Raw genomic sequence first — 12,710 nt, forward strand, 5'->3', positions numbered from 1 at the left:
GGACCCGGACGCGGGCCCGGGTAGGGGCCCGGGTGGGGGCTCAGGTGCGGGCGAAGTCGGCCGTGCGCGCGAGCTCGACGCTGAGCTCGTCGACGGCGTTTTCGGGGACGAAGGGTTCGGGGGCGGGGCCGAGGCCGAAGAAGTGGGCGAGGGCCGCGACGGTGCGCTCGGTGGCCCGTCCGTCGCCGTACGGGTTGGCGGCGTTGGCCATCCGGTCGTAGGCGGCACGGTCGCGCAGCAGCTCCTGGGTGTGGGCGACGATGCCGTCGGTGGCCGTTCCGACGAGGCAGGCGGTGCCGGCCACGATGGCCTCGGAGCGCTCGGTGACGTCGCCGAGGACGAGCGTCGGCTTGCCGAGGGCGGGCCCCTCCTCCTGGCTGCCGCTGCTGTCCGAGACGATGATGTCGGCGCGGCCCATGAGCTTGCAGAAGCTCAGGTAGGGGAGCGGGTCGGTGACGGTGATGCCCGGGTGGCTGCCGATGTGCGGCAGGAGCGCCTCGCGGACGACGGGGTTGCGGTGGAGCGGTACGACGACGCGGACGCCGGGCTCGTCGGCGATGCGGGCGAGGGCCCGGCCGATCTGCGGCAAGTGCGGCCAGGCCTCGCGGCGGTGCGCGGAGGCCAGGACGACCCGCCGCGGGTCGCTGTCGAGGTCGGCCAGGGCCGGGTCGCCGTAGCTCTCCGCTCGGCCGCTGGCCCAGCGCAGGGCGTCGATGACGGTGTTGCCGGTGACGGTGACGGTGTCGGCGGCGATGCCCTCGCGGAGCAGGTTCGCGAGGTTGCCGGGGGTGGGGGCCAGGTGGAGGGCGGCGACCTGCGCCACGAGCCGTCTGTTGCCCTCCTCGGGGAAGGGCGAGCCGAGCCGGCCGCTGCGCAGTCCGGCCTCGACGTGGACGACGGGGATGCGCAGGTGGAATCCGGCCAGGGCTCCGGTGAGGGTGGTGGCGGTGTCCCCATGGACCAGGACGGCGTCGGCGGGCGAGGCGGCGAAGTAGTCCTCCAGGCCGCGCAGCGAGCGGTAGGTGACCTGGGAGAGGGTCTGCTTGGGAGCCATCACGTTCAGGTCGACGTCGGCGCTGAGGCCGAAGGCGTCGAGGGTCTCGTCCAACATCTGGCGGTGCTGTCCGGTGGAGATCACGACGGGCTCGAAGCGCGGGTCGTCCTGGAGGGCGCGGATGACCGGCGCAAACTTGATGGCTTCCGGCCGGGTGCCGAGGACTACGGCGACGGAACGCATGGCTTCCTCTTTCTTCGTGGCGCGTTGGGAATCGGGCCGTGGCATGGCGGGGGAAGGACGCGGCACGGCGGTGCCGCGGGCGGACCTGCGGGTGTGGCTACGGGTGTGGCCAGGGGATCGGATCACTCTGCGAGGGGCCTTTTTCGGCTGCCCTCTTCCGGCCTGCCATCAGCTTTCCCGGAGCCGCCCGGACAGTCAACGAACTCCCCCGGCCACTCGAACAGACGCTCGGGAACGCCAGAAGCCCCGCACTCCGGGGAAGGGAGTGCGGGGCTTCTGAGCAGGGACGACGGTCGGGAGACCGCGGGCAGGGTCGCGTGGGGGACGCCGGACCGCCGGCGGTGGCCCGCCGGCCGTCGTCCGTCCGGGATCAGCCTCGCGCAGGCTTGATCGACATGGAGTGGCGGAAGAAGTCGGACGGGTCGTAGCGCCTCTTGACCTGCTGGAGGCGCGGGTAGTTGTCCTTGTAGTACAGGGTCTGCCAGGGCACGCCGGAGCGGTTGCGGCGGGGGTCGGTGATGTCGCGGTCGGGGTAGTTGATGTAGCAGCCGTCGGTGCTGTCGTCGATCAGGGGCACGCCTCCGGTCGCCGAGAAGAAGTCCTCGTAGAGGTCGCGCAGCCAGCCCAGGTAGAAGGCGTCTTCGCTCTCTTCCTGCCAGAAGGTCTGGAAGCACATCTTGAAGATGGACGTCCGCTGCGCGTTGGCCGTCGCGTCCGGTGCGACGGCGTTGACCTGGCCGCCGAAGGAGAACAGCACCAGCATGGTGTCGGGGTTCTTGAAGTCCGGTCGGCTCATGTACCGGTAGAGCGCGGAGATCTGGTGGTCGGTGAAGTTCTTGCGCATGTAGGCGGACTTGTGTGCACCGCGTGAGGTCGGGTTGGTGATGGTGGGGTTGTTGGTGCCGACGAGCCGGGTCGCCTGGAGCCAGGGCAGGGTGCGGGGCTCGGCGAACTGCGGCATGGCGGGCAGTTCGCCGGTGGCGCGGGTCAGCGCCCGGGGCGTGACCCCGGTACCGGCGGTGATGGCCGCCACGTAGTCGTCGAGCAGTTTGCGGGCGTTCGGCACGGTCGCGTCGACCTGGGTGAACATGCCCAGGCTGCCGTGCGCCTTGGAGCTGACGTTGAAGAGGCTGGAGAGGTTGCGGTAGGGGCTGTCGGGGGCGCTGTTCGCGGCGTGCCAGGCGCCGAAGTTCTTCAGGAGACGGGTGAACTTGGCCTCGTTCAGCTGCTCCCAGGGGAAGTCCAGGGCGCTCACCAACACCTTGGACGGCGGCGCTATCAGCTGCTCGGAGGGTTCGGATCCCTTCGCGCCCGGTGAGCGGAACCAGTAGCGGGTCACCAGGCCGAAGTTGCCGCCTCCCCCGCCGGTGTGCGCCCACCACAGGTCGCGGTGGGGGTCGTGCTTCTCGCGGGTGGCGACAACGGTGCGGACGCCTCCCTTGCCGTTGGTGACGACGACCTCCACGGCGTAGAGGTGATCGACGACCAGGCCGTGGGCCCGGGAGAGGAGCCCGTAGCCGCCGCCGACGATGTGGCCGCCGGCTCCGACGCTGTAGCAGATGCCGCCGGGGATGGTGACGCCCCAGCCCTTGTAGAGGGCTTCGTACACGTTGATCAGGCGGGCTCCGGCCTCCACGACGAAGGCGCGCCGCGCGGGGTCGTAGCCGACGTGGGTCATCTCCGAGAAGTCGATGATGACCTCGGTCTCGGGGTGGGCGGCGAAGTCGGCGAAGCAGTGGCCGCCGCTGCGCACGGAGACCCGCTTGCCGGCCCGGACGGCGTCTCTGAGGGCCCGTTCGGCGTCCGCGGTCGAGCGGACCATCTTGATGTAGTCGGGGCGTGCGACGAAACGCTGGTTGTTGCCGGTGGTGAGCATCTCGTAGCGCGGGTCGCCCGGGCGCACAACGGCTCCGCTGCCGGCGGCCGCGCCGGAAGCCGCGGACTCGGCGGGGTTCGTGGCCGCTGCCGCGGGGCCGGCGAGCGCGCCGGCCACCGCCGCGCCTCCGACGACGGCCGCGCTGCGGGTGAGCATGGTCCGGCGGTCGACACCGTTCATGGGGCTACCTCACTTCTCTTCGACGAGGGGACGGGTGCCGTGCCCGGCACCGGCTGGGTGGGGTCGTGCGGGAGTGGTGCGGAAGGGGAACGCCTCGGCGGCCGGAGGCTTCGGGCGGCTCCTGCGATCGAGGTGACCGGAGAGGGCCGCGGTCCCGAGTCCGGCGGCGGCGAGTCCGGCGCCGATCCAGGTCGGCGAGGTCCATCCCAGGCCGTGGGCGACGGCGAGGCCGCCGAGCCAGGCGCCGAGGGCGTTGCCCAGGTTGAAGGCCGCGATGTTGGCGGCGGAGGCGAGGGCCGGAGCCCCGGCCGCCTGCTGCATGACGCGGGCCTGGAGCGGCGGCACCGTGGCGAAGCCGATCGCTCCGAAGGCGGCCAGGGTGACCGCGGCGGGCAGGGCGGCCCGTGAGGTGAAGGTGAACACCACCAGCACCACGCACAGGCCTCCGAGGATGAGGTACAGGCTGGGCATGAGGGCCCGGTCGGCGGCCCGGCCGCCGAGTACGTTGCCCACGCACAGGCCGGTCCCGAAGAGGACGAGGAGCCAGGCGACCGCGCCGTCGGAGAAGCCGGCCCGTTCCGTCATCATGGGGGCGAGGTAGGTGAAGGAGGCGAAGACGCCGCCGAAGCCGAGGACGGTGGTGGTCAGGGCCAGCCACACCTGGGGCCGGCGGAAGACGGCGAGCTCACCGCGCAGGGCCCCGCTCTGCGGTGCGGGCTGTGCCGGAACCAGGGTGATCAGGGCGAGGAGCCCCACGATCCCGATCCCGGTGACGGCCCAGAAGGTCGAACGCCAGCCGAACTCCTGCCCCAGGAAGGTTCCCAGGGGCACGCCGAGCACATTGGCCAGGGTCAGGCCGGTGAACATCAGGGCGATGGCGCTCGCCCGCCGGTCGGGGGCCACGAGGTCGGCGGCCACGACGGAGCCGATCCCGAAGAACGCTCCGTGGGTGAGAGCCGCGATCAGCCGCCCGCCCATGAGGGCCGTGTAGTCCCCGGCGAGGGCGCAGAGCAGGTTGCCTGCAATGAAGATCGCCATGAGCAGGACGAGCATGGTCTTGCGGGGAAGCCGGGCGCCGGCCGCTGTCATCAGCGGTGCGCCGACCACCACGCCCAGGGCGTAGCCGGTGACCAGCATGCCGGCGGAGGGGATGGACACGGACAGGTCGTCGGCCACTTCGGGGAGCAGGCCGACGATGACGAACTCGGTCGTCCCGATGCCGAAGGCGCCGACCGCGAGGGCGAAGAGGGAAGCACGCATCGGCCCGGTCAGATCTGCCGCAGGGCGCCGCCGTCGACGCTCCATTCGGCGCCGGTGACCTGGCCCGCCAGGGGCGAGAGCAGATACGCGATCACGCCGGCGACGTCTTCGGGGGTGCCGATGCGGCCGCTGGGCAGTCGGCGCACCTCACGGATGAAGTGGTCGACGGCCTCGTCGGCGGGCAGCCCGAACCGTTCGCCGAGTTGGTCGGCGAAGCCTCCGGGGGCGTCGAAGAGCGCGGTCCGGGTGGGCCCCGGGGAGACCACGTTCGAGCGCACCGCCCGTGCGCCGAACTCCGCGGCCAGGGATTTGGAGAGGGACAGCAGTGCCGTCTTCGAGGCGGCGTAGTCGGTGATGCCGGGGTCGGGATAGCGGGCGGCCTCGCTCGCCACGTGGACGACGGACCCCGCGCCCGCCTCCAGCAGCGCGGGCAGGGCCGCACGGGTCATGCGGACGGCGGAGTGGAAGTTGACCTCGAAGGTGGTCTTCCACTGCTCGTCGGTCACGTCGAGGAAGCCGGTACGGGACTCCAGCGCGCCGACGTTGTTCACGAGGCCGTCGAGGCGGCCGTGGCGAGCTACCACGGCGTCGGCGACCTGCTGGGCCTCAGCCGGATCGGTGAGGTCGGCGGCCAGGGTGCTGACCCGCTCGCCGAGCCCTTCGGTGCTCCACGGCTTGCGGGCGACACCGACGACGGCGGCGCCCTCGGCGGCCAGGAGGCGGACGGTGGCCTCGCCGATGCCGGACGACGCGCCGGTGACGAGGTATACGCGGTCTTCGATATGGAGGTCCATCACGTTCCTTGGGAAAGAGGAGTTCTTGGGGAGGGGGACCTGGGGAGGGGGACCTGGGGAGGCGATACGGGAAGGGGGGAAGCGGCCCGGCACGGTCGGGGGCGGCCGGGCCGGGCCGCTTCCATGGGGGGGGATCGGTCAGGAGGTCGGTCAGCCGGCGACGGGGGTCTGCACGGCCTTGCTCCTGAGGAAGAGGACGGTGGTGAGGATGCCGAGGACGACGATCGCGGTGTTGACCACGACCGCGGTCGTGATCCCCGCATGAATGTCGGTATTCGCCGCAACCACCGCCGACATGATCGGCGTACCCATCGTGATACCGATCTGCTGCGTCATCGTCGCCAAACCCGTCGCCATACCCTGCTCACGATCCGGCAACCCCGTCGTCGCCGTCACCATGAACCCGACGATCACCAACATGTTGCCCACACCACCCGCGAACGTCGCGACCAGCAACAACCACATCGACGCAGACGTCTCACCCAACGCCACCAAACTCAGCGTCGCCACCGCCTGCAACACACCACCCACGATCAACGTCGACCGCGTACCCACCGCCCCAATCACCCGCGGAGCAACCGAACCACCGATCACCGTGCCCACACCCAGCACACCGAACGACAACCCCGCCGTCAACGGCGAGAAATCCAAAACCTCCTGCAGATACAGCGTCATCAGGAACACCAAACTGGTCTCCGTCAAAAACGCAATCAGACCAGCAACATTCCCCCACGCCACCGTCCGCTTCTTCAACACACTCACCGGCACCAACGGAGCCGACGACCTCGACTCCACCGCATAGAACACCACCAACAACACCACACCAGCCGCCAGCCAACCCCACGCCGACGGAGCACCCCAACCACGCTCACCCGCCTGCGTCAACCCATAAACCAACGCCAGCAGACCCAACGTCACCGCCGTCGCACCCGGAACATCCAACCTCGGACGCACATCCGGACGCGACTCACGAATCACCGTCGGCGCAATCACCAACACCACCAGAGCAACCGGCACATTGATGAAGAACGCCCACCGCCACGACAGCAGATCCGTCAACACACCACCCAAAATCGCACCCGTGGTGAACCCCGCCGACATCAACGCACCATTCAGCCCCAACGCCTTCTCCCGCAACGGACCCTCAGGAAACGACGTCGTCAACAACGACAGACCAGCAGGCGTCACCGCCGCCGTCGCAAGACCCTGAAACACCCGCGCCACAATCAACATCTCAGGCGACGTCGCCAAACCACCCACCAACGACGACACACCCAAAACCGCCAGACCCACCAGGAACAGCCGACGCCGCCCGAACAGATCCGCCACCCGACCAAACAACAACGTGAAACCCGCAGCACACAACGCAAACGACGTCGCGATCCACTGCAGATTCGACAACGAGAACCCAAGCCCGTCACCGATCACCGGCAACGCCACATTCAGGATCGAAAAATCCACCGCCAGCATGAACTGCGCCACCAGCAACACCACAAGCACCAACCTCAGGCGCCCATCCAAACGAACAGGCCCCTCCCCCCCACCCGCATCAACCCGCGCACCCTCAACAACCGACATCGCCAGACTTCCTTTCCGACACACATGAACGGGGCCTTCCAGCAGGGAAGGCCGGTATGGGGGGATGGCCGCTCAGGCTCGCGCCTCCGCCGAGGCACGGCGGCCCAGTTCCTCCGAGAGTTCCTGCCAGTCGCGGGCGCACTGCGCGGCAGCGGCGGCGGCGGTCTCGGCGCGGTACGGGGGTACCGCGGCGACGATCCGCTCGCGCTGGCGCAGGCCGCTCACCTGGAGGTCGAGCATGCGCAGGAGCAGCCTGCCGGCCTCGCTGAGTCTGAGCAGGGGGTCCTTGCACAGGCCGGTGACCAGCGCGGGTAGTGGTTGTCCGCGAGCCCGTCCCCGGTCGGCCGGCCGGGCCGGCGGGGGCTGCGGGCCGCCGGAGCGCCGCTGGCCCGCCGGTACGGGGTCCTCGCCCTCGCCGATCCGGCGGCGCACATCTCGTACGGTCGAGGGCGCGATGCCCGCCTCCCGCGCGATCTGCCGCAGGGAGGCGGTGGGCCGTCCCGCGAGCAGCCGGGCCGCGGCCTCACGTCCGCGGACCGGATCGGCGGGACGGACGCGTCCGTCCCGTCCGACGCGGCCTTGCGGTGCGTGCTGCGGCGCCTCCCGGCGACGCAGTGCCGCGACGGTCTTCGCCGCGAGCCCGGTCCGCTGCGCGATCCCGCGGTCGGACCAGTCAGGGTGGGTTTGCAGGATCCGTAGGGCCGCCGCGGTCCGCTCCGCCAGTGTCAGCGGGAGTCCGTGGCTGATGTTGGCTTCGACCGCCAGGACGAACGCGTCCTCGGCGCTGCCGTCGAAGTACACCACCGCGACGGTGTCGCGCCCCCTCAGCACGGCCGCCCGCAAGCGGTGCGTGCCGTCGATGACCCGCATCGTGGGGCGGTGCACGAGCAGCGGCGGCAGGGTCCGGCCGGAGTCCGCGAGGGCCTGTGCGTGGCCCTCGTCCACGAGGACGGCTCGGGGGGAGTCCGCGGCGAGCAGTGCGCCGACCGGTATCTCGTGGGCGGCTCGGGGGGGCCGCTGCGCCGGGTGTCCTGCGTTCGGGTCGTCCATGATCCACCTCCCTTCGTGTGCTCGGGGCCCGGGGCCCGCGTCGTTCGCCGGGCCGGAGAAGAAATTACGTAATTACCGTTCGGTAACCAATCTGCCAGCCGAACCCCGCTGCGATTTGGGCAAGTTGGCAGAGTCGGGCTCGGCCTGGTGGGCGACCGCGGAACTTCCCCAGTCGCCCACCGGGCGACGGTTCAGACCGGCGCGAGCTCCTCGGAACGGACGAACTCCCGCAGCCAGGAGAGGAATTCGGGGCCGAGATCCTCGCGCTCGCAAGCCAGCCGGACCGTCGCGCGCAGGTACTCGGCGCGGTCCCCCGTGTCATAGCGGCGGCCGGAGAAGACCACCCCGTGCACGGGACGGCCGGCGCGGACCAGGGTGCGCAGTGCGTCCGTGAGCTGGATCTCGCCGCCGCGCCCGGGACCGGTGCCGCGCAGCACCTCGAAGATCTCGGGGTCGAGCAGGTAGCGACCGATGACCGCGAGGTTGCTGGGGGCGGTGCCGGGCTCCGGCTTTTCCACCAGCTCGGTGATGCGCACGCCGTCGCCGGCGGCCGTCGCCCGCTCGACCGCGGCGCATCCGTACAGGTGGATGGCGTCCGGGTCGACCTCCATGAGGGCCACCACGCTGCCACCGAGACGGGCGCGCACTGCGGCCATCCGGGCGAGCAGGGGGTCCCTGGGGTCGATCAGGTCGTCGGCCAGGAGGACGGCGAAGGGCTCCCTGCCGACGTGCGGCGCGGCGCACAGGACGGCATGCCCGAGGCCCTTGGGGTCCCGCTGGCGCACGTAGTGGATGTCGGCGAGTTCGGTGGAGGCGCAGACGCTGTTGAGTTTGTCCTGATCACCACGGCGCTGGAGGGCCTCCTCCAGCTCGTAGTTGCGGTCGAAGTGGTCTTCGAGCGGCCGCTTGTTGCGTCCGGTGACCATGAGGATGTCCGACATCCCCGCCGCGACCGCCTCTTCCACCACGTACTGGATGGCGGGCTTGTCGACCACCGGAAGCATTTCCTTCGGGGTGGCCTTCGTCAGCGGGAGAAATCGGGTACCGAGTCCCGCGGCGGGGATCACTGCCTTGGTTATCTGCGGAGTCACGGAATTCATGCCGCTGACGCTAGACGGCTGCTCGCGCCAGTGGCCAGAATTCTGCCGCTTTCTCGCCTACTTGGGCACTTCCGCCCCCGGCGGGGCCGCGACGCGCCGCTGGATGAGGCTCCACAGATCGGCGAGCTCGCCGGCGATCGCGCCGGGCCGGTCGCCCCGGTCGCGGCGCACCCGCGCCACGACACCGCCGACCAGGTGACCTGTCAGCGCGGCGAGCGAGCGCGGGTCGACCTCGGGATGGAGCTGCCCCTCCGCCGCCGCCCGTTCCAGCAGGTGCTCGACGTCCGGGAGCCAGCAGCCGCACCACTCGGGCCCGGCGCCGACACGTTCCCGGGTGAGCCGGGCCGCGGCGCGCACGGCCGGGTCCGCCTCGATCAGCCGGCCGAGGGCCAGGACGAGGGAGGAGACGGTGTCGAGGGCCGGCTCTCCGCGGGCCGTCACGGACTCGACCACTCTCCGGGTGGCGGCCCGACCGGATTCCTCGACGGCCGAGGCCAGTTCCCCCTTCGCCGCAAAATGAAAAGTGACAGCCCCGATCGAAATCCCGGCCGATCTGCTCAGCCGGGACAGCGACGTCCCGTCGTATCCATTGCGGTCGAATTCGGCGGCGGCCACCGAGATCAGATGATTACGGGTGCGCACGCCGCGCTCTTGCTTCACCACTGCACTACCAATGCCATCCTGTTCGTTCCTCACTCACCCCCGCGCCCGGCACGGGAGCGGCTTCCAGCGTCACCCCGGCGCCGACCGCGCACAACGATCACTTGACGAAGAAGCGACCATGCCCCGCCGTCCCGTGCCGCCCGCGGCGGAGTCGGGTGGCGTCGTGCTCCAACGTGCCCAAGTCGCCGCGGAGGCGCCACACTTTAGCTAGAAAACAAAACGAACGTTCTGTATTCTTACCGCTGCCATGGCGCAGACCGATGTCCGCACTGGAGGGGAGACAGCAGATGACGGCGCACATGAGGACCGGAGCCCTGGCTGCCGGCGGCACCGCCCTGGACGAGTACACCGAACGCCTCTTCGGCCACTTACCGAGGGCCGACCAGCGAAGATGGGCCCGGGTCTACCTGCAGGGCCTGCTCACCACCCCGGGCAAGAAGTCCGTCCGCAGACTCGCCGCGTCCGTGACCGCGTCACCGACCGCGTCCCAGTCCTTGCAGCAGTTCATCAACGCGAGCCCCTGGGCATGGGATCCGGCCCGCGCCGAACTGGTCCGCTGGGTGGAGGAACGCCATCCGGTGCGCGCCTGGACGATCGGGCAAGTCTGCTTCCCCAAGCGGGGTGACCACTCGGTCGGCGTACACCGTCGCTTCGACCCCGTCGCCGGACGCATCGTCAACTGCCAGTTCGCCTACGCCCTCTTTCTCTCGCTGGACGGCACGAGCCTGCCCGTCGACTGGCGGCTGCTGCTTCCCGAAGGCTGGTCGGCGGATCCGGTCCTGCGCCGCCGGGCGCGGATCTCCCCCGACGTGGCACACCAGGCCCCGGAGCATCTGGTCCTGGAGCTCGTGGACGCGGTCGCCGCCCGCACCTCGGCCGTGCACGCGCCCGTCGTCGCCGATCTGAGCCGCCTCGGTGCCGCCGCCGCCCTGATCGGCATGCTGGGCCGGCGCGGCCACGACTTCCTGGTGTCCGTCCCGCCGACCCTCGCCGTCTGCGCGACCGGGCCGGGGCAGGGGGCCGAGGCGGGCCGGGCGGCCGGGCACACCACCACTGCGGGCGAGCTCGCCCGTCGGGGCAGCACCAGCCATCCGTACGCGGCGCAGCTCACCGGCCCCGCCGCAGGCGCTCACCCGCACCCGCAGCAGATCCGGTCGGCCCTGGTCCGGGTGCCGGGCGCCGGTCCGGCGGCCCCCGGCGGGCAGCAGACATACCGCCTCTTCGGTGAACGGCGGCCCGCCGCCGGGGTCCGGGCGGGCGGTGCGATCTGGCTGACCAACATGAGCCGGGCCCGGATGGACGACCTGCTGCGGCTGGTCAGGCAGACGGGGCGGGCCGCCGCCTCGCTGGGCGCCCTGGCCGACGACTTCGGGCTCCTCGACTTCGAGGGGCGTTCGTTCCCCGGCTGGCACCACCACATGACGTTGATGTCCGCTGCGTACGCCTACCGGGGTCTGCCGGCCCTGCGGGAGCGGTATGCGTCGTCGGCGTAGCGGCGGGGCCGGGGGTCCGGCTCGGGTCGGAGGGCGCGGGCCCGGGGGTCGGAAGGGGCCCGGCCCCCGGCAGGGCCCCCGGGCCGGGGGTCAGGCCCGGATCAGGGCCAGGGCCTCGTCCCGGACCCGGGACAGCGTGTCCACGTCACGAGCCTCAACGTTCAACCGCAGCAACGGCTCCGTGTTCGAAGCACGCACGTTGAACCACCACCCCGCACCCGTCACCGTCAAACCATCCAACTCATCCAGCTCCACACCCTCACGACCCGCGAACGCCTCCCGCACCGCAACCAACCGGCCCGCCTGGTCCGCCACCGTCGAATTGATCTCCCCCGACCCCTCATACCGGTCATACGACGCCACCAACTCCGACAACGGACCGTCCTGACCCCCCAGAGCCGCCAACACATGCAACGCCGCCAGCATCCCCGTATCCGCGTTCCAGAAGTCCTTGAAGTAGTAGTGCGCCGAATGCTCACCACCGAAGATCGCACCCGTCCTCGCCATCTCCTCCTTGATGAAGGAATGACCCACCCGGGTACGCACCGGCGTCCCACCGCACTCCCGCACCACCTCCGGCACCGACCACGACGTGATCAGATTGTGGATCACCGTGCCCGACCCACCATGACGCGCCAGCTCACGCGACGCCACCAGAGCCGTGATCGCCGACGGCGACACACCCACACCACGCTCGTCCACGATGAAACAACGGTCCGCGTCCCCGTCGAAGGCGATCCCCAGATCCGCACCCTCCGCCACCACCCGCGCCTGCAGATCCACGATGTTCTTCGGATCCAACGGATTCGCCTCATGGTTCGGGAACGTCCCGTCCAGCTCGAAGTACATCTCCGTCACCTCCAACGGCAGACCCTCGAACACCGTCGGGACGGTGTGACCGCCCATGCCGTTACCCGCGTCCACAACCACCTTCAACGGACGGATCGACGCCAGATCCACCAAAGACCGCAGATGCTCCGCATACCCCTTCAGGGAGTCCCGCTCCGTCACCGTCCCCGGCACCGTCCCCGCCGGAACCTCCGGAACACCCCCGTCCAGCCACCCCTCCACCAACACCCGGATCTGCGACAACCCCGTGTCCTGACCCACCGGCGCCGCACCCGCACGACACATCTTGATCCCGTTGTACCGCGCCGGATTATGCGACGCCGTGAACATCGCACCCGGCAGACCCATCGCACCCGACGCGTAATACAACTGATCCGTCGAACACAAACCGATCAACGTCACATCCACACCACGCGCCGCAGCACCCCGCGCAAAAGCCGCCGACAACCCCGGCGACGACGGACGCATGTCATGCCCCACCACGATCGCCGACCCACCCACGACCTCGACGAAAGCACCACCGAACAGCTCCGCCAGCGACTCGTCCCACTCGTCCGGCACAACGCCACGCACGTCATACGCCTTGACGATGTTCGAAAGGTCGGGCATTTCCACTCCTCCACAAGGTTC

At 70.3% G+C, this 12,710-nt stretch carries 10 protein-coding genes; 1 reads left to right on the forward strand and 9 read right to left on the reverse strand.

What is annotated here, in order from left to right; genetic code table 11:
* Window positions 1–40 precede the first annotated feature (40 nt).
* The 8 genes from wecB to R4Z63_RS03955 all read right to left on the reverse strand — a co-directional run bounded on the left by wecB (window position 41) and on the right by R4Z63_RS03955 (window position 9,717).
* Complete coding sequence (wecB, locus tag R4Z63_RS03920; RefSeq protein ID WP_384456364.1) at window positions 41–1,237, reverse strand: non-hydrolyzing UDP-N-acetylglucosamine 2-epimerase; 1,197 nt, start codon at window positions 1,235–1,237, stop codon at window positions 41–43.
* Window positions 1,238–1,607: 370 nt separating this feature from the next.
* Window positions 1,608–3,293 (reverse strand): FAD-binding oxidoreductase, encoded by a 1,686-nt coding sequence (locus R4Z63_RS03925; RefSeq protein ID WP_037928970.1) that lies wholly within the window; start codon window positions 3,291–3,293, stop codon window positions 1,608–1,610.
* Window positions 3,294–3,302: 9 nt separating this feature from the next.
* A complete protein-coding gene (locus R4Z63_RS03930; RefSeq protein WP_491522512.1) occupies window positions 3,303–4,553 on the reverse strand; it encodes an MFS transporter in 1,251 nt (416 codons plus the stop codon).
* Window positions 4,554–4,561: 8 nt separating this feature from the next.
* A complete protein-coding gene (locus R4Z63_RS03935; protein ID WP_384456358.1) occupies window positions 4,562–5,347 on the reverse strand; it encodes an SDR family NAD(P)-dependent oxidoreductase in 786 nt (261 codons plus the stop codon).
* A gap of 150 nt (window positions 5,348–5,497) precedes the next feature.
* The gene (locus R4Z63_RS03940) at window positions 5,498–6,925 is read right to left on the reverse strand and encodes an MFS transporter (RefSeq protein WP_386264804.1); all 1,428 of its coding nucleotides are present in this window, start codon (window positions 6,923–6,925) and stop codon (window positions 5,498–5,500) included.
* A gap of 72 nt (window positions 6,926–6,997) precedes the next feature.
* Entirely contained in the window at window positions 6,998–7,975 is a 978-nt protein-coding gene (locus R4Z63_RS03945; protein ID WP_384456594.1) for a ParB N-terminal domain-containing protein, read from the reverse strand.
* 191 nt (window positions 7,976–8,166) lie between these two features.
* A complete protein-coding gene (gene galU / locus R4Z63_RS03950) occupies window positions 8,167–9,075 on the reverse strand; it encodes a UTP--glucose-1-phosphate uridylyltransferase GalU (RefSeq protein ID WP_037928973.1) in 909 nt (302 codons plus the stop codon).
* A gap of 57 nt (window positions 9,076–9,132) precedes the next feature.
* On the reverse strand, window positions 9,133–9,717 hold the full coding sequence (locus R4Z63_RS03955; RefSeq protein WP_384456597.1) for a TetR family transcriptional regulator: 585 nt from the start codon (window positions 9,715–9,717) through the stop codon (window positions 9,133–9,135).
* A gap of 308 nt (window positions 9,718–10,025) precedes the next feature.
* Between R4Z63_RS03955 and R4Z63_RS03960 the strand changes: the two genes are divergently transcribed.
* Entirely contained in the window at window positions 10,026–11,231 is a 1,206-nt protein-coding gene (locus tag R4Z63_RS03960) for an IS701 family transposase (RefSeq protein WP_384456598.1), read from the forward strand.
* Window positions 11,232–11,321: 90 nt separating this feature from the next.
* On the opposite strand, the gene R4Z63_RS03965 is transcribed toward R4Z63_RS03960, so the two are convergent.
* The gene (locus R4Z63_RS03965; RefSeq protein WP_491522513.1) at window positions 11,322–12,689 is read right to left on the reverse strand and encodes a phosphomannomutase/phosphoglucomutase; all 1,368 of its coding nucleotides are present in this window, start codon (window positions 12,687–12,689) and stop codon (window positions 11,322–11,324) included.
* Window positions 12,690–12,710 lie beyond the last annotated feature (21 nt).

Source organism: Streptomyces sp. PL-29, from assembly GCF_058344425.1.

Coding starts and splice junctions, on each gene's coding strand:
- R4Z63_RS03935 (WP_384456358.1), bottom strand. CDS start 5,347: ATGGACCTCCATATCGAAGACCGCGTATACCTCGTCACCGGCGCGTCG.
- R4Z63_RS03930 (WP_491522512.1), bottom strand. CDS start 4,553: ATGCGTGCTTCCCTCTTCGCCCTCGCGGTCGGCGCCTTCGGCATCGGG.
- R4Z63_RS03945 (WP_384456594.1), bottom strand. CDS start 7,975: ATGGACGACCCGAACGCAGGACACCCGGCGCAGCGGCCCCCCCGAGCC.
- R4Z63_RS03965 (WP_491522513.1), bottom strand. CDS start 12,689: ATGCCCGACCTTTCGAACATCGTCAAGGCGTATGACGTGCGTGGCGTT.
- wecB (WP_384456364.1), bottom strand. CDS start 1,237: ATGCGTTCCGTCGCCGTAGTCCTCGGCACCCGGCCGGAAGCCATCAAG.
- R4Z63_RS03940 (WP_386264804.1), bottom strand. CDS start 6,925: ATGTCGGTTGTTGAGGGTGCGCGGGTTGATGCGGGTGGGGGGGAGGGG.
- galU (WP_037928973.1), bottom strand. CDS start 9,075: ATGAATTCCGTGACTCCGCAGATAACCAAGGCAGTGATCCCCGCCGCG.
- R4Z63_RS03960 (WP_384456598.1), top strand. CDS start 10,026: ATGACGGCGCACATGAGGACCGGAGCCCTGGCTGCCGGCGGCACCGCC.
- R4Z63_RS03925 (WP_037928970.1), bottom strand. CDS start 3,293: ATGAACGGTGTCGACCGCCGGACCATGCTCACCCGCAGCGCGGCCGTC.